The sequence below is a fragment of the Ruegeria sp. BHSB196 genome (assembly GCF_059613135.1).
In genome coordinates this window covers 75,143-89,710 of record NZ_JBXWRY010000011.1, presented here as the reverse complement: position 1 = coordinate 89,710, position 14,568 = coordinate 75,143, and the positions used below count along the sequence as shown (strand labels likewise).

Sequence of the window (14,568 nt, the reverse complement as noted above, 5' to 3'; positions counted from 1 at the left end):
TGCACCGGCAAGAGCCGGGCCGCCTCCGTGCAGACCTGCCGCGCGGTCTCCAGGGTTTCGGCGTCGAAATAGACATGGGCGTGATAACCGCTGATCTCCGGCATTTCGCTCTCCATTGCTTGTCCGGCGAGCCTATGCGTTCGGCGCGGCGCAACCAAGCCCGCGTCGCCGAACAGAGTCTGTGCGCCCCGCAGAGCAATAGCAGGCCGATCGCACAAAGGGGCGCTGCCCCTCTTGCCCTGCGGGCAATTCACCCCGGGGTATTTGGGACCAGAAAGAAGCAGGAGCTTTTTTCGGTTTCTTTCTGGTTGAAAATACCCCAGGGAGTTTGAGGGACAGCGTCCCTCAACAAAACAGAATGGAGCGCGCCGAAGGCGCTCGATCTTTCGACAGGTGTGCGCGGCTTCGCCGTGGGGTCAGGCCGCGGGCCTGTGCCGATCGGGATGGGCTGCGGCAAAGGCCGGGTGGGCGGCGCAGGCTTCCGCCGCCGCGTTCAGGCGTGGCATGTCGGAGATCTCCACCTCCCAGCGTCGGGCGTTGTAGACCTGCGGCATCAGGCAAAGATCGGCGAGGCCCGGCGCCGGACCGGTGCAGAAGGGGGTCTGGTCGTATCCCGCCAGCAGCGCCTCGAACGCCAGGAGACCGGGGCGGATGAAGTGCCGCATCCAGTCGCCCGGCATTCCCTCGGCGCCGCCGCTCAGCGTGGTGGCGTGGCGGGCGACCTGCAGGTTGCAGACGGGGTGGATGTCGACCGCGATGGCGTGGGCCAGGGCCTGCGCCCGCGCCCGCGCCGCCGGGGCGTCCGGCAGGAGGTTCAGCCCGCGCGTCCGGTCCAGATAGTCGAGGATCGCCAGCGATTGCGTGAGCCGCAGCCCGTCGATGTCCAGCACCGGAACGAAACCCTGCGGGTTGCGGGCGAGGTGCTCGGCGCTGCGCTGTTCGCCGCTGGTCAGATCGATCGGTACGGCGCGATAGGCAATCCCCGCCAGGTTCAGCGCGATCCGCACGCGGTAGCTGGCCGAGGACCGCCAGTAGTCGTAGAGAACCGTTTCGCTCATGCCTGTCCTTCCGGGGCCAGCCGATACGCGGCGGTCAGTCGGTGATCCCACGCTTTGTCGGTGATCAGAGCTTGCCGAGTTCCCTGGCGTGGAGCCAGTCCGCGTGCCGGGGCGCCTTCTTGGTTTTCGACCATTCCTCCAGCATGTCCCATTTCACCTCGTTCAACCGGGCCAGCATCGCCTCTTCCTCCGGATCCGGGCAGGCCAGTTCGATGCGATGCCCGTTCGGATCGAAGAAGTAGATCGAGTGGAAGATGGAGTGATCGGTGACGCCCAGCACCTCGACCCCGTTGGCTTCGAGATGGTCCCGGAACTTGAGAAGTTCGTCGCGGTCCTTCACCTTGAAGGCGATGTGTTGCACCCAGGGCGGCGTATTGGGGTCGCGGCCCATCTCGGGTTTGGTCGGCAGCTCGAAAAAGGCCAGCACGTTGCCGTCGCCCGCGTCGAGAAACAGATGCATGTAGGGGTCCGGCTCGTGGGTCGAGGGGACGCGATCCTCGGCGATCGCCAGGATGAAGTCCATGTTCAGCATCTTGCCGTACCATTCCACCGTCTCCTTGGCGTCCTTGCAGCGATAGGCGACGTGATGGATCTTGTCGATTTTCATCTCTCTCACTCCTGTGTCAGGGCGGCGGCCCGGATCGCCTGATCGAGGACCGACGAGTCGCCGATATGGTTGGCCAGGACCAGCACCAGGCGCGCGTTCAGCGCGTCGCTGTCGGCCTTGTCCAAACCTTCATGCGCGGCCAGAAGGTTGGCGTAGAAATCGTCGGGGTTTTCGATATTCGGCGTCAGGATCAGGTCTGCCATGGTCTCACTCCTTCCCGGTGGCCCGGCGGATGGCGTGCCGGAACGAGTTTTCTTCGAAATTGTCGCGGCGCGCGGCGACGTGCTGATCCGGGCGGATCAGGTACACCGCGCTCTCCTTGTCGCCCAGATAGCGGCGCTTGAGTTCGAGCGTCGGGTCGTCCTTGACCGACAGCGCCAGCCGGGTGACTTCGATTCCGTCCTCTTCGATCCTGTCCGGCGCCTCCGCGTCGATGGTCAGCAGGGTGAACCTGCCGCCCAGTTTCGGCAGCAGATACCCGTCCTTCAGCTTGACATCGGGGCAGGGCGAGCCGGGCCGCGTGCGCGCCGGTCCGCCCAGGGCGTCCGCCGAATTCAACGGCGATCCGTCATAGGTGCAGGGCACGCTCAGGCGGCCGGAATTCACCAAGGGGCGCGCGAATTCGTAATGCTCGCTCAGGTCGAGCACCGCGTCGCGCAGGAGGCGCGAGGTTTCGGTCTTGGGCGTGATGAAGTCGGTCGAGCGGGTCGAGTTCATGATGTTCTCGTCCGCCCCGTGGATGCGTTCGTGATCATAGCTGTCGAGCAGCGATTCCGGCGCCTTGCCGTCCATGACCAGTTTCAGTTTCCAGCACAGGTTGTCGGTGTCCTGCAGGCCGGAATTGGCCCCGCGCGCGCCGAAGGGCGAGACCTGGTGCGCGCTGTCGCCGGCAAAGATCACGCGGCCGTGGCGGAACTTCTCCATCCGGCGGCACTGGAAGGTATAGATCGAGACCCATTCCAGCTCGAAATTGACATCCTCGCCCAGCATGGCCTTGAGGCGGGGAATGACGTTTTCGGGGCGCTTTTCGCGTTCCTTGTCGATGTCCCAGCCCAGTTGCAGGTCGATCCGCCAGACATTGTCGGGCTGCTTGTGCAACAGCGCCGACTGGCCCCTGTTGAAGGGCGGATCGAACCAGAACCAGCGTTCGGTGGGGAAATCGGCCTCCATGATCACGTCGGCGATCAGGAAGTTGTCTTCGAAGACCCGTCCGATGAAGTCGAGCCCCAGCATCGCGCGGATCGGTGAGCCGGCCCCGTCGCAGGCGATCAGCCAGTCGGCTTCCAGCGTGTACGAGCCTTCGGGCGTCTCCACTTCGACCTTCACATGGTCGGGATGGGTTCCGACGGCTTCGACCTTGTTGCGGCCGCGGATTTCGATGGGCGCGCCCTCGGCCTGCAACTCGCGGACCCGGTTCACCAGATATTCCTCGAAGTAGTATTGTTGCAGATTGATGAAGGCCGGGCGCTGATGGCCTTCCTCGGGCAGCAGGTTGAACTCGTAAACCTGCCGGTCGTCGAAGAACACCTTGCCGACGTTCCAGAGCACGCCCTTGTCCACCATCGGCTGGCCGCAGCCCAGTCGGTCGAGGATTTCCAGCGGGCGCTTGGCGAAGCAGATGGCGCGGCTGCCGAAACTGACCTTGTCGTTGTCGTCGAGCACCAGCACCTCGACCCCCTGCTGGGCCAGGTCGATGGCGGCCGCCAGACCGATCGGCCCGGCGCCGACCACGATCACCTTGTGGCGCACCGGAGCCGCCGCGTCCTGATCGGGGCTGCGCTCATATGCGTAGAGCGGCACTTCGAAGATCTTGTTCACGGGCTCTCCTCCCATTTTCCAAGCGCTCCCGACCGGATCGGGGCACAAATTCTCACTCCGCTGCCGGTGCGGCGCTGCGGGTCATGGTCTCATCGTTTCAGCCGGGGAAAAACGATCTGGATCAAATTCGCCCCGAATCGCCGGTCAGCCCTGCAGCGCCTCCCACATCTCCAGATCGCGCTGGGCGGTCCAGATCCGCGGGGTGTCGATGCCGCGGGCCTCGTCATAGGCGCGGGCCACGTTGAAGGGCAGGCAGTGTTCGTAGATCGCGTAGTCTGCGAATTTCGGATCGCATTCCGCGCGCACCGCGTCCCAGGCCTCTTTCAGGCTGCCGCCGCGCGCCGCCACCCTGGCCGCCGGGCGATAGGTGCTTTCGACGAAGTCGCGGGTGTTCTCGATGGCGGCGTTCACCATTTCCTTGCCCACCAGCGCATCGCCGCGGCCGGGCGCGATGGCGTCCACGTCGAACCACTTGATCTCGTCCAGCGTGTCGCCCCAGTCGCCGAAATGCCCGTCGCCGCAATAGCAGGCCGAGTGGTATTCGACGATGTCGCCGGTGAACATCACGTTCTGGTCGGGCACGTGGATGACGATGTCGCCGGCCGTATGCGCCCGGCCCAGATGCATCAGGTCCACCCGGCGGTTGCCCAGATAGACCGTCATCGTGTCGCTGAAGGTGGTGGTGGGCCAGGTCAGGCCGGGGATGCTTTCGTGCCCTTCGAACAGGCGCGGGAAGCGCTGAAACTCGCTGTCCCAGTCCTCTTGCCCGCGTTCGACGACCATGGCGCGCGCCATGTCCGACATGAGGATCTGCTGCGCGCCGAAGGCGCTGGCGCCCAGCACGCGGACCGCGTGGTAATGGGTCAGGGCCACATGGGTGATCGGTTTGTCGGTGACGGACCGGATGCAGTCGATCACCTTCTGCGCCAGGCGCGGGGTGGCCTGTGCCTCGACCACCATCACGCTGTCATCGCCGATGATGACGCCCGAGTTGGGGTCGCCCTCGGCGGTGAAGGCGTAGAGCCCTTCGCCCACCTCGGTGAACGAGATCTTCTTTTCGGTCATGTCCCCCTGGGACGCGAATGCCTTGGCCATTGCTCAATCCTTCTGACGTTGCGCCGGCGGCGGGTGCGGGACGCCTCCGGCGGGAGTATTTGGGGCAAGATGAAGCCGGGACGGTCATCTTTCGTAGGGGTTTTCCAAAGCAGGCAGGACGGTGCCGGTGCAGTCGCCGAAGCCGATCGTGTAGCCGTCGCCCCGGGCCGCGCCCTTCAAGGTCAGGGTGTCGCCATCCTCGATGAACGAACGGGTCTCGCCGGTGTCCAGCGAGATCGGTTCCTTGCCGCCCCAGCTGAGTTCCAGCAGCGAGCCGCGCTCCGGCCTGGTCGGCCCCGAGATCGTGCCCGAACCCAGCAGATCGCCCGCGTTCATCGGGCAGCCCGACGTGGTGTGATGCGCCAGTTGCTGGGCGGCGGAGTAGTACATCTCCTTGTAGTTGGTCCGCGCGATGGTGGTGGCGGGCTTGCCGGCCGGGGCCATCGTGATTTCCAGGTCGATGTCATAGAGCATCGGACCGCAGTCCCTGAGGTGATCCAGCAGCTCGACCTCGCGTTCGGGCGTGTCGCAGCGGAACGGCTCCAGCGCCGCCCTGGTGACGATCCAGGGGCTGATCGAGGTGGCCGTCGCCTTGGCCTGGAACGGGCCCAGCGGCTGGTACTCCCAGGCCTGGATGTCGCGCGCCGACCAGTCGTTCAGCAGGACGTAGCCGAAGATGTGGTCATCGGCCTCCTGCACGGTGATCGGCCCGTCGGACGGGGTGCCGACGATGGCGCCCATTTCCAGCTCGATGTCGAAACGGCGGCTGGGCAGAAAGGCGGGGCGGTCATGGTCGGGCGATTTCAGCTGCCCCCAGGGGCGGCGGATATCGGTGCCCGAGACCACCACGGACGAGGCGCGGCCGTTGTAGCCGATGGGAATGTGCAGCCAGTTGGGCGGCAGCGCGTTTTCCGGGCCGCGGAACATGGTACCCACGTTCTGGGCATGGTGCCGGCCGGCGTAGAAGTCGGTGTATTCGCTGACCGCGAACGGCATGTGCAGTTCCGCGTCCTCCATCGGCACCAGCAGCGGCTCCACCCTGGCGCGCTCGGCGGCGTCTTCGGCCAGCAGCGCGATCAGGCGGTCGCGCAGGGCGGCCCAGACGGCGGGGCCTTCCTCCATCAGTTCGTTCCAGAACGGCACGTCGAACAGGGGCACGTCGCTCAGGGCGATGATCCCCTCGGCCTCGGCCGCCGTGACATCCAGGATCATGTCGCCGATGGCCACGCCGCAATGCGGCTCCGTGCCTTCGGTCGAAAAGACGCCGTAGGGCAGGTTGTTCAGCGGAAACGGGTGGTTGGCGTCATTGGCCGAAGCCACCCAGGATTTCATCAAGGGCATGTCAGTTCCTTTTTCGCTGCGGCGGCAAACCCGCCGACGTCATTTCTTGCCGGGGGTTCCGTCGAACTTCTTCTCGAGCGTCGTCCAGCAATCGATGTAGTCGTCCTGCAGCGGCGCCTCCTTGGCGGCGAATTCGGTCAGGTGCTGCGGGAAGCGGGTTTCGAACATGAAGGACATGGTGTTGTCCAGCTTGTCCGGCCCCAGATTGGCGTTCGACGCCTTTTCAAAGGCTTCCTTGTCCGGCCCGTGCGGCAGCATCATGTTGTGCAGGCTCATGCCGCCGGGCACGAAGCCCTGCGGCTTGGCGTCGTACTGGCCATAGATGTTGCCCATCAGTTCCGACATGATGTTCTTGTGGTACCAGGGCGGGCGGAACGTGTCCTCCATCACCATCCAGCGTTCGCGGAACAGGACGAAATCGATATTGGCCGTGCCCGGCACGCCCGAGGGCGCGGTCAGCACGGTGAAGATCGACGGATCGGGGTGGTCGAACAGGATGGCGCCGATGGGACAGTAGTTGCGCAGGTCGTATTTGTAGGGCGCGTAGTTGCCGTGCCAGGCCACCACGTCCAGCGGCGATTGGCCGATCTGGCTCCGGTGGAACTGGCCGCACCATTTGACGGTGATGGTCGAGGGCACCTCGCGGTCCTCGAAGGCGGCCACCGGTGCCTTGAAGTCGCGCGGGTTGGCCATGCAGTTGGCGCCGATCGGGCCGCGGCCCGGCAGCTCGAATTTCTGACCGTAGTTTTCGCAGACGAATCCGCGGGCCGGGCCGTCCAGCACTTCGACGCGATAGACCAGACCGCGCGGGATGATGGCGATTTCCTTGGGCTCCAGGTCGATGATGCCCAGTTCGGTCGCGAATCGCAGGCGGCCTTCCTGCGGGACGACCAGCAATTCGGAATCGGCCGAATAGAAATAGTCGTCCACCATCGATTCGGTGACCAGGTAGATGTGGCTGGCCATGCCCACCTGGGTGTTCACATCGCCGGCCGTGGTCATGGTGCGCATGCCGGTCAGCCAGGTCAGCCCCGCATCCGAATGCGGCACCGGATCCCAGCGATACTGGCCCAGGCTGATCACGTCCTCGACGATGTGCGGGGCCGACTTCCAATAGGGCAGGTCGAGTTTTTCGTAGCGGTGCGAATGCTTGACCGATGGCCGGATGCGATAGCACCAGGTGCGTTCGGGCGGGTTGGCGGTAAAGGCGGTGCCGCTCAGCTGTTCACCATATAGTCCATAGTTGCATTTCTGCGGGCTGTTCATGCCCTGCGGCAGGGCGCCCGACAGCGCCTCGGTTTCGAAGTCGTTGCCGAAGCCGGGCATATATCCTTCGTGCGTGCCCACAGGCGTGCTGGCCTGGGTCAGTTTGTGCGGGTCAGTCGGACGATTCATGGCGCGTTCCTCCGTTTGCTGCTTGTCGGATAATAGTTGATTTTGTAACTAACAAGCATGGCGAACGAGAAATCCGACAAAAAAGATGACTTCGACCTGCGAAATTTCCTGCCGTTCCTTCTGAACCAGGCGGCCGAGGAGAGTTCGCTGGACTTCCAGCGCGTCTACAAGAGCCGCTATGGGATGCTGCGCACCGAATGGCGGGTGCTGTTTCACTTGGGGATTCACGGCGAAATGACCGCCAAGGAGATCGGCGAACGGGCCAAGATCCACAAGACCAAGGTCAGCCGTGCGGTGCACAAGCTGGCGCAGCGCCGCTACCTCACCCGCACCCGCGACGACAGGGACCGCCGGGTGGAGCGGCTGACGCTCACCTCGGGCGGACGGGCGGTCTACCGCGAATTGCGGGGCATCGCCGAGGCGTACGACGCCAGGCTGGCCGCGAATTTCACCCGGGGCGAGGCGGCCCTGCTGCGGATGATGCTGCGCCGCCTTGCGGGTATGGAATAGCGCACTGGAAATTCCCGCTGTGCGTCCCCAAGTCGAGGACAATGCGAACGGAGCCTGCGATGACCACGACGACAGCCACCCAATCCCGCGCCGACACGCTGATCGGTTGGCTGGTCGAACGTGGGCTGGAAGGGGCCGAGCAGTCAGAGATCCTGGAAGGCTATTGCACCAGGCTGATCGAGGCGGGCGTGCCGCTGATGCGCTTTCACGCCGCCCAGAGCGCCTATCACCCGACCTATGGCGGGACCGGCTTTAGCTGGTATCGCGACGCCGGCGGAACCACCGAAAACTATGAGCACAGCGAAGAGCCGCCGGAACGCTGGGTGAACAGCCCGCTCTACGAGCTTCTCAGAACCGGCGTCGGGGAGTTGCGCGAGCGGCTGGTGGATCAGAACACGCCCAGCCGGTTTCCGTTTCTCAACGAGCTGCATCAGAAGGGCGCGACCGACTATCTCGCGACCGGTCTCGTGCTGCAAAAGGTCGATCCCGGCCAGCCGATCGATTTCGAGCAGATTCCCGAAGGCGTTCTCATGTCCTGGACGACGGACCATGCCCGGGGTTTCGCCGAGTCGGATCTGGAGGTCATCCGCTACGCCCTGCCGCATCTCGGCCTGGCCCTGAAATCCGCGTCGAACCGGAAGATGGCGCAGGATCTGCTGCGGGTGTATCTGGGCCGGGACGCGGGCCAGCGGGTGATGTCGGGGGAAATCCGACGCGGGTCGCTCCAACAGATCGACGCGGTGATCTGGAACTTCGATCTCGAGGGCTTCACCGGGCTGGCCGAACGGCTGCCGGGGCCAGAGATCATCGCGATGCTGAACGACTATCTGGCTGTGGCCGTGGACGTGGTGCAGGACACCGGCGGCAATATTCTCAAGTTCATGGGCGACGGCCTGATGGCGATGTTCGATGTGGGTGAGATCGACGCCGACGCCCGCGCCGCGCTGCAGGCCGTCGCGGTGCTGGAAACGCGCATGTCCGAAAAGAGCGCGGAACGCCAAGCCGCGGGTTTGCCGGTGGCCAACTTCACGCTCGCCCTGCATGCGGGCGAAATCCTCTATGGCAATATCGGGGCCGAGAACCGGCTGGACTTCACCGTGATCGGACCGGCCGTCAACCAGACCGCGCGCATCGCCGGGATGCACCGCGCCCTGGATCAGCGGATACTCGTGTCCGACGAGGTTGCGCGCGCCGCGGGCGACGACCGGCACGATCTGGTCTCGCTGGGCCGCTACATGCTGCGCGGGGTTCCGGAACCGAAGGAGCTGTTCACCCTCTATCGGGCGCCGTCCTAGAAATCGACCTCGACGCCCGGCAGGTTCAACTCGCGCATCATGTCGCGCAATTCCTGCCGCGCCGCGATGTTCGAGATGTTGAGCTGCTTCACTCCGATATCCTTGAGATCCAGCAGCGTCAGACCGCGCGGAAACAGCTCGCGAAAGATCACCCGCTCGGAAAAGCCCGAGGCGACGCGGAACCCGATCCGTTTCGACAGCATCTCGATGGCGCGCTGCATCTTTTCCTTGTTGACCATGCGCTGGGTGCCGACCCGGTTGCGCACCACCACCCAGTCGATGGGTTTCAGCCCGGCCTGCGCCCGCAATTGCCGGGCGTTCCAGACCATCTCGGAATAGACCGACGGCCCGAGGATCTTTTCGCCCTTGGAATCGATCCGGGCCAGCAGATCGAAATCGATGAAACTGTCGTTCAGCGGCGTGATCAGAGTGTCGGCCAGCGAATGCGCCACCTGGCTCAGCCGTGTGTGCGAGCCGGGACAGTCGATCAGGATGAAGTCGCTGTCGGATTCCAGCTTCGACACCGCGGCGGACAGGCGGTGGTCATAGATGTTCTCGCCCGGCTTCAAAGAGGACGGGTCGATCTCGGGCAGGTCGTGATGGTCCGGGCCGGGCAGGGTGAGATGCGTGCCGTTCAGGTAGTTCCGGCGGTTCTCGAAATACCGCCCGAGGCTGCGCTGGCGCAGGTCCAGATCCAGGGTCGTGACCGAATGTCCGAGCCGCGCCAGCGCCGTGGCCACATGCATCGACACGGTCGATTTGCCCGCGCCGCCCTTTTCGTTCCCCACCACGATGATATGCGCCATACCTGCAGTCCCTGAGTCCCGCGCCATTGTTCGCGCGTTGTTGGTGAACACTATATGTTGTGTATCAGGGGAAGGGAAGCGGTGTCACCTGTTCAATTGATCCGGCCCGCTGCCGATCGGCCGGGAAAACCGGGCCGGACAGGCCGGTCCGGGCATCGTATCCACGCGCTGGGCGGGGATGCGCAAGCGGCGGAAAATGTTTGCGATCAGCGCCATGCCGGGTACAGTCCCGAAATCATGGCGTCTGACAGAAGGGTATTTCGATCATGGCAGGAAAATTTGAGCTTTATACCGACAAGGCCGGCGAGTACCGGTTCCGCCTCAAGGCGGCCAACGGGCAGATCATTCTGGCCAGCGAGGGCTACAAGCAGCGCGCCAGCGCCGAGAACGGAATCGAGTCGGTGCGCAAGAACGCGCCCGAGGATGCGCGCTATGAGCGCAAGGACACGTCCAGCGGCAAGCCGATGTTCAATCTCAAGGCGACCAACGGCCAGGTCATCGGCACCAGCGAGGCCTATGAAAGCACTTCGGCGCGCGAGAACGGGATCGAATCCGTCAAGAAGAACGCGCCCGACGCGAAGCTGGAAGATCTGACCTGACCGCACCGAAGGGTCCGAACGAAAAAGGCCGCCCCGGTTCGGGCGGCCTTGTCCATGGTACATGATGTGGGGATCAGAACCCCAGACCTTCGTATTTCTTCTTGAACTTCGACACGCGGCCGCCGGTATCCATCAGGCGGGCGCCGCCGCCCGTCCAGGCCGGATGCGACGAGGGGTCGATTTCCAGCGCCAGGGTCTCGCCCTCGCTGCCCCAGGTGGATTTCATCTGAACCACGGTGCCGTCGGTCAGCTTGACGTCGATCAGGTGGTAGTCGGGATGGATGTCTTTTTTCATGAGCCCGCTCCTTAAGCCTCGGCCTCGGCCTTGGGCTTGTAATTGGTGACTTCGGCGATCCGGGCCGACTTGCCGCGGCGCGAACGCAGATAGTACAGTTTGGCGCGGCGGACCTTGCCGCGGCGGACGACCGTGATGCTCTCGATGTTGGTCGAGTAGAGCGGGAACACGCGTTCCACACCTTCGCCGAACGAAATCTTGCGGACGGTGAACGAACCGGCAATGCCGTTGCCGTTCTTGCGGGCGATGCAGACGCCCTCATAGTTCTGCACGCGGGTACGCGAGCCTTCGGTCACCTTGTAGCCGACGCGCACGGTGTCGCCGGGTTTGAAGTCGGGGATGTCCTTCCCCAGGGCGGCAATCTGTTCCGCCTCAAGCTGTGCGATCAGATCCATCGCAGTTACTCCTGTCTGCTCGTGGTTGGTCCACGAAGTTGCGCACGGCCTGAGAGCTCTTGGTCTCCATCGGGTTCCGCAGGTGCAGCCCGCCAGAGGTCAGGTCGAATGTTCCTTCGGTTCAGCCGTCCCGCGCCGCGCCGGTGGCCGAAGAAAGCCGGGCGCATGACCGCGAAACAAACCAAAACACCGGACATCGCGCCAGGCGATTCCGGATTGCGGTCGTTTAGGGCAGATGCCGGCCGGGATCAAGCCCCGAATGCGCGAAGCTCTCGGGCCTCAGGGCCGCCCGGACGACCGGCAAGAACCGGCTGTTTCAAATTTGCCACGTTGTCTTTGGGTCTCCAGGCCTTAAGCCTGTGCATGAGGCAGTTGACGACAAGGCATTTGAGGTGGAGCAGGTCATGCGCCGAGTGATGACGCTGATTTTGGCCGTTGCGGTTCTGACATCCTGCGGGCGGCGCGCGCCCGACCCCGACACCGCGGCGCAACCCGACTATGTGGCGGCCGCGGCGACGCTCGTGACCTATCCCAAATTCGGGGATGCCGATCCGCACGAATGGAAAGGGCGCGGGCCGCGGTCCTATCCGATCCACGGTCTCGACGTGTCCCGCTGGCAGAGCGACATCGACTGGCCGACCGCCAAGGCGGCCGGAATCAATTTCGTCTTCATCAAGGCCACCGAGGGCGGCGACCTGGCCGATCCGATGTTCGAAAACCACCGGCGCGGCGCGCAGGCGGCGGGTGTGCCCTGGGGCGCCTACCACTTCTACTATTTCTGCCGTCCGGCAGAGGAACAGGCCCGCTGGTTCATCCGCCACGTGCCGCGCGGCGCGGACCTGCCCCATGTGCTGGACATGGAATGGAACCACAAGTCCCGAACCTGCCCGCTACGCCCCGACGGCGCGACGGTCCGGGCCGAGGCCAGGCGGTTCCTCAACATCCTCGAAGCGCATTACGGGCGGCGGCCCATCATCTACACGACCGTAGATTTCTACCGCGACACCGGCATCGGACGCCTGCGCGGCACCGAGTTCTGGTTGCGGTCGGTGGCGGGCCATCCCCGGCAGGTCTATCCGGGGGCATTCTGGCGGTTCTGGCAGTATACCGGCACCGGCTTGGTGCCGGGCGTTCAGGGCGAGGTCGATATCAACGTCTTTCACGACTCGCCGGAAATTTGGCTGCGGTGGAAGTCCGGGGCGATCCGGTGAACCGGTTCTCAACCTGACCGTTTTCGCGAAGGCGTCTCACGTCCGCGATGGCTTCTCCCGCCGCCGATACGCCTCCCACAGGTCCGGGCGGCGCTCCCTGGTGGTCTCCTCGGCCATCCGGTGCCGCCATTCCGCCACCTTGCCGTGATGGCCGGACATCAGGACGTCGGGGATCGCACGGCCCTTCCATTCGGCGGGCCGGGTATAGTGCGGATGCTCCAGCAGGCCCGAGGCAAAGCTTTCCTCCTCGGTCGAAGCCTGGTTTCCCAGAACGCCCGGGATCAGGCGCACGGTGGCGTCGATCAGGGCCTGCGCCGCGATCTCGCCGCCGGTCATCACGAAATCGCCCAGGCTGACCTCCTGCACGCCGTAATGTTCCAGAACCCGTTCATCGACCCCCTCGAACCGGCCGCAGATCAGGGTGACGCCGTCGCAGCGCGCCAGCGTCTGCATCAGCGGCTGATCCATCCGCCGCCCGCGCGGGCTGAGATAGATCAGCGGCCAATGGCCCTGAACGCCCTCCATCGCGTGTTCGATGGCCGCGCCCAGCACGTCCGGCCGCAGCACCATCCCCGCGCCACCGCCCGCCGGCGTGTCGTCCACATTGCGGTGCTTGCCGATGCCAAAGGCCCGCAGGTCGATCGTCTCCAACTGCCACAGCCCCTCCTGCAGGGCCTTGCCGGTCAGGCTCTCGCCCAGAACGCCGGGAAAGGCGGTCGGGAACAGCGTGATGATCCTGGCCTTCCAGACCCCGTGCAGATCCGGTGTCGCGGTCATCAATTCGCGCGGCTTCGCGGTGGGGCGGATGGCCTTGCGGCCGTAGGAACGGGGCGGGGCGTCGGTCATGGCTCAGAACAACCCCTCGGGCGGATCGGCGACGATGCGGCCCGCCTCGAGATCCACGGTCGGTACGGCGGCCTGCGTGAAGGGCAGCAAAACGGTGCTCTTCATCCCCGGCCCGTGGATTTCCAGCAGGTCCGACGCGCCGTGATTGTGCACCGCCTTGACCCGGCCCAGCACCGCGCCGCCGGTGTCATAGACCTCCAGCCCGATCAGATCGGCGTGATAGAACTCGTCATCCGGCAACGACGGCAGTTGATCGCGCCGCGCATACAGGCGCAGACCCTTGATCGCGTCGGCCTGTTCCTTGGTCTCGATTCCGCCCAGCCTCGCGGCGAAGCCGTTCTTGATCGGCCGGGTCAGGACCAGCGGATAGCGTTCCCGCCCGGCCTCGTCTGTCAGCGGCGAATAGTTCGCGATGTCCTCGGGTGTGGCGCAGAAGCTTTTCAGCCGCACCTCGCCGCGCACGCCAAAGGAGCCCGCGACCGAACCGACACAAATCAGATCGCTCATCTTCGCCCTCCCTCGCACAAGTTGGACACGACCCGCCCGCCGGCATCAAGGCACCGGTCCGCATGGGCGTTGCGTTCGTACAGGACGCCGACGACAAAAGCCACCGCCAGAAACAGCACGAAACGGATCAGCCGGAACATCCGCGCCTACCTCGTCTCGACCGTCAGGTGGCCGTCGCGCGACTCCCAGCCGACGGTTTCCAACTCCGGCACGTCCGAGGTTTCCTGCGGCCAGCCCAGACAGAAATAGCCGATCAGGCGCCAGCAGTCCGGAACGCCCAGATCCCGGCACAGCCGTTCAGGGTCGAGGATCGAAACCCAGCCCAGCCCCAGCCCCTCGGCGCGCAGGCTGAGCCAGAAGAGCGTGATCGCCGACACCACCGAATAGCGCCGCATCTCGGGCATGGTGGCGGCACCCAGACCGTGCCCCTTTTTCGTGGCATCGTCGCAAAAGACCGCCAGCTGCACCGGGGCCTCACGCATGCCGGACAGCTTGAGCAGGCTGTACTGCCTTGCCCGCGCGCCGGAATAGCCGCTCAGCGCCTCGGCGTTGGCGGCTTCGAAATTCCCCAGCGCGGCTTGGCGGGCGGCGGCGCTGTCGACGCGGATCACCCGCCAGGGCTCGCTCAGCCCCACCGAGGGGGCCAGGCGAAACGTGTCGAGGCAGCGCGCCAGCACCGCCTCGTCCACGGGATCGGTGCGGAACCGGCGCACGTCGCGCCGGAGCCGCAACAACAGGTCGAACTGCGTGCGGAAGTCGTCGCTGAAGGTCTGATCCTGCACGCGCGCGT

The 14,568-nt window shown here is 64.9% G+C and carries 18 protein-coding genes; 4 read left to right on the top strand and 14 right to left on the bottom strand.

What is annotated here, in order from left to right; genetic code table 11:
- Positions 1–416 precede the first annotated feature (416 nt).
- From maiA to hmgA, 7 genes are all read right to left on the bottom strand, one after another.
- Positions 417–1,058: a maleylacetoacetate isomerase gene (gene maiA, locus AC2FNJ_RS08540; RefSeq protein ID WP_496763798.1), complete on the bottom strand. Its 642-nt coding sequence runs from the start codon at positions 1,056–1,058 to the stop codon at positions 417–419.
- A 64-nt stretch (positions 1,059–1,122) separates the two neighbouring features.
- Positions 1,123–1,665, bottom strand: a complete 543-nt coding sequence (locus tag AC2FNJ_RS08535) for a VOC family protein (RefSeq protein ID WP_496763797.1) — start codon at positions 1,663–1,665, stop codon at positions 1,123–1,125.
- Positions 1,666–1,670: 5 nt separating this feature from the next.
- Positions 1,671–1,868, bottom strand: a complete 198-nt coding sequence (locus AC2FNJ_RS08530) for a DUF2783 domain-containing protein (protein ID WP_496763796.1) — start codon at positions 1,866–1,868, stop codon at positions 1,671–1,673.
- 4 nt (positions 1,869–1,872) lie between these two features.
- On the bottom strand, positions 1,873–3,483 hold the full coding sequence (locus AC2FNJ_RS08525; protein WP_496763795.1) for an FAD-dependent oxidoreductase: 1,611 nt from the start codon (positions 3,481–3,483) through the stop codon (positions 1,873–1,875).
- Between the two features lie 144 nt (positions 3,484–3,627).
- The gene (locus AC2FNJ_RS08520) at positions 3,628–4,578 is read right to left on the bottom strand and encodes an MBL fold metallo-hydrolase (protein ID WP_496763794.1); all 951 of its coding nucleotides are present in this window, start codon (positions 4,576–4,578) and stop codon (positions 3,628–3,630) included.
- Between the two features lie 84 nt (positions 4,579–4,662).
- The gene (gene fahA, locus AC2FNJ_RS08515; protein ID WP_496763793.1) at positions 4,663–5,919 is read right to left on the bottom strand and encodes a fumarylacetoacetase; all 1,257 of its coding nucleotides are present in this window, start codon (positions 5,917–5,919) and stop codon (positions 4,663–4,665) included.
- A gap of 39 nt (positions 5,920–5,958) precedes the next feature.
- Positions 5,959–7,314: a homogentisate 1,2-dioxygenase gene (gene hmgA / locus AC2FNJ_RS08510; protein ID WP_496763792.1), complete on the bottom strand. Its 1,356-nt coding sequence runs from the start codon at positions 7,312–7,314 to the stop codon at positions 5,959–5,961.
- Positions 7,315–7,371: 57 nt separating this feature from the next.
- On the opposite strand from hmgA, the gene AC2FNJ_RS08505 reads away from it, so the two are divergent.
- Both AC2FNJ_RS08505 and AC2FNJ_RS08500 read left to right on the top strand, forming a co-directional pair.
- On the top strand, positions 7,372–7,824 hold the full coding sequence (locus AC2FNJ_RS08505; RefSeq protein ID WP_496763791.1) for a MarR family winged helix-turn-helix transcriptional regulator: 453 nt from the start codon (positions 7,372–7,374) through the stop codon (positions 7,822–7,824).
- A 59-nt stretch (positions 7,825–7,883) separates the two neighbouring features.
- On the top strand, positions 7,884–9,119 hold the full coding sequence (locus tag AC2FNJ_RS08500) for an adenylate/guanylate cyclase domain-containing protein (RefSeq protein WP_496763790.1): 1,236 nt from the start codon (positions 7,884–7,886) through the stop codon (positions 9,117–9,119).
- Here the strand turns inward: AC2FNJ_RS08500 and AC2FNJ_RS08495 are convergent.
- On the bottom strand, positions 9,116–9,925 hold the full coding sequence (locus AC2FNJ_RS08495) for a division plane positioning ATPase MipZ (protein WP_496763789.1): 810 nt from the start codon (positions 9,923–9,925) through the stop codon (positions 9,116–9,118). The genes AC2FNJ_RS08500 and AC2FNJ_RS08495 overlap by 4 nt on opposite strands.
- A 266-nt stretch (positions 9,926–10,191) precedes the next feature.
- On the opposite strand from AC2FNJ_RS08495, the gene AC2FNJ_RS08490 reads away from it, so the two are divergent.
- A complete protein-coding gene (locus tag AC2FNJ_RS08490) occupies positions 10,192–10,524 on the top strand; it encodes a YegP family protein (RefSeq protein ID WP_496763788.1) in 333 nt (110 codons plus the stop codon).
- Between the two features lie 73 nt (positions 10,525–10,597).
- Here the strand turns inward: AC2FNJ_RS08490 and rpmE are convergent, their stop codons facing one another.
- Positions 10,598–10,819 carry a 50S ribosomal protein L31 gene (gene rpmE, locus AC2FNJ_RS08485; protein ID WP_496763787.1) on the bottom strand — a complete coding sequence of 74 codons (222 nt, stop codon included), beginning with the start codon at positions 10,817–10,819 and terminating at the stop codon, positions 10,598–10,600.
- A gap of 11 nt (positions 10,820–10,830) precedes the next feature.
- Positions 10,831–11,214, bottom strand: coding sequence for a 50S ribosomal protein L19 (gene rplS / locus AC2FNJ_RS08480; protein WP_496763786.1), 384 nt, complete (start codon positions 11,212–11,214; stop codon positions 10,831–10,833).
- 404 nt (positions 11,215–11,618) lie between these two features.
- Between rplS and AC2FNJ_RS08475 the strand changes: the two genes are divergently transcribed.
- Positions 11,619–12,425 (top strand): glycoside hydrolase family 25 protein, encoded by an 807-nt coding sequence (locus tag AC2FNJ_RS08475; RefSeq protein ID WP_496763785.1) that lies wholly within the window; start codon positions 11,619–11,621, stop codon positions 12,423–12,425.
- A 36-nt stretch (positions 12,426–12,461) separates the two neighbouring features.
- Here the strand turns inward: AC2FNJ_RS08475 and trmD are convergent, their stop codons facing one another.
- From trmD to bluB, 4 genes are read right to left on the bottom strand one after another with little or no spacing between them, the layout of a single operon-like run.
- The gene (trmD, locus tag AC2FNJ_RS08470; protein WP_496763784.1) at positions 12,462–13,271 is read right to left on the bottom strand and encodes a tRNA (guanosine(37)-N1)-methyltransferase TrmD; all 810 of its coding nucleotides are present in this window, start codon (positions 13,269–13,271) and stop codon (positions 12,462–12,464) included.
- A 3-nt stretch (positions 13,272–13,274) separates the two neighbouring features.
- Positions 13,275–13,778, bottom strand: coding sequence for a ribosome maturation factor RimM (gene rimM / locus AC2FNJ_RS08465; RefSeq protein WP_496763783.1), 504 nt, complete (start codon positions 13,776–13,778; stop codon positions 13,275–13,277).
- Entirely contained in the window at positions 13,775–13,918 is a 144-nt protein-coding gene (locus tag AC2FNJ_RS08460) for a hypothetical protein (protein ID WP_496763782.1), read from the bottom strand. Before AC2FNJ_RS08460 ends, rimM begins: the two co-directional genes overlap by 4 nt.
- A 6-nt stretch (positions 13,919–13,924) precedes the next feature.
- The gene (gene bluB / locus AC2FNJ_RS08455) at positions 13,925–14,560 is read right to left on the bottom strand and encodes a 5,6-dimethylbenzimidazole synthase (protein WP_496763781.1); all 636 of its coding nucleotides are present in this window, start codon (positions 14,558–14,560) and stop codon (positions 13,925–13,927) included.
- Positions 14,561–14,568 lie beyond the last annotated feature (8 nt).

Excerpts from the sequence above, each read along its gene's own strand:
- fahA (WP_496763793.1), bottom strand. The coding sequence starts at position 5,919 with ATGCCCTTGATGAAATCCTGGGTGGCTTCGGCCAATGACGCCAACCAC.
- trmD (WP_496763784.1), bottom strand. The coding sequence starts at position 13,271 with ATGACCGACGCCCCGCCCCGTTCCTACGGCCGCAAGGCCATCCGCCCC.
- rpmE (WP_496763787.1), bottom strand. The coding sequence starts at position 10,819 with ATGAAAAAAGACATCCATCCCGACTACCACCTGATCGACGTCAAGCTG.
- hmgA (WP_496763792.1), bottom strand. The coding sequence starts at position 7,314 with ATGAATCGTCCGACTGACCCGCACAAACTGACCCAGGCCAGCACGCCT.
- AC2FNJ_RS08520 (WP_496763794.1), bottom strand. The coding sequence starts at position 4,578 with ATGGCCAAGGCATTCGCGTCCCAGGGGGACATGACCGAAAAGAAGATC.
- AC2FNJ_RS08500 (WP_496763790.1), top strand. The coding sequence starts at position 7,884 with ATGACCACGACGACAGCCACCCAATCCCGCGCCGACACGCTGATCGGT.
- AC2FNJ_RS08535 (WP_496763797.1), bottom strand. The coding sequence starts at position 1,665 with ATGAAAATCGACAAGATCCATCACGTCGCCTATCGCTGCAAGGACGCC.
- AC2FNJ_RS08460 (WP_496763782.1), bottom strand. The coding sequence starts at position 13,918 with ATGTTCCGGCTGATCCGTTTCGTGCTGTTTCTGGCGGTGGCTTTTGTC.
- AC2FNJ_RS08505 (WP_496763791.1), top strand. The coding sequence starts at position 7,372 with ATGGCGAACGAGAAATCCGACAAAAAAGATGACTTCGACCTGCGAAAT.
- AC2FNJ_RS08495 (WP_496763789.1), bottom strand. The coding sequence starts at position 9,925 with ATGGCGCATATCATCGTGGTGGGGAACGAAAAGGGCGGCGCGGGCAAA.
- AC2FNJ_RS08475 (WP_496763785.1), top strand. The coding sequence starts at position 11,619 with ATGCGCCGAGTGATGACGCTGATTTTGGCCGTTGCGGTTCTGACATCC.
- rimM (WP_496763783.1), bottom strand. The coding sequence starts at position 13,778 with ATGAGCGATCTGATTTGTGTCGGTTCGGTCGCGGGCTCCTTTGGCGTG.
- AC2FNJ_RS08490 (WP_496763788.1), top strand. The coding sequence starts at position 10,192 with ATGGCAGGAAAATTTGAGCTTTATACCGACAAGGCCGGCGAGTACCGG.
- maiA (WP_496763798.1), bottom strand. The coding sequence starts at position 1,058 with ATGAGCGAAACGGTTCTCTACGACTACTGGCGGTCCTCGGCCAGCTAC.
- rplS (WP_496763786.1), bottom strand. The coding sequence starts at position 11,214 with ATGGATCTGATCGCACAGCTTGAGGCGGAACAGATTGCCGCCCTGGGG.
- AC2FNJ_RS08530 (WP_496763796.1), bottom strand. The coding sequence starts at position 1,868 with ATGGCAGACCTGATCCTGACGCCGAATATCGAAAACCCCGACGATTTC.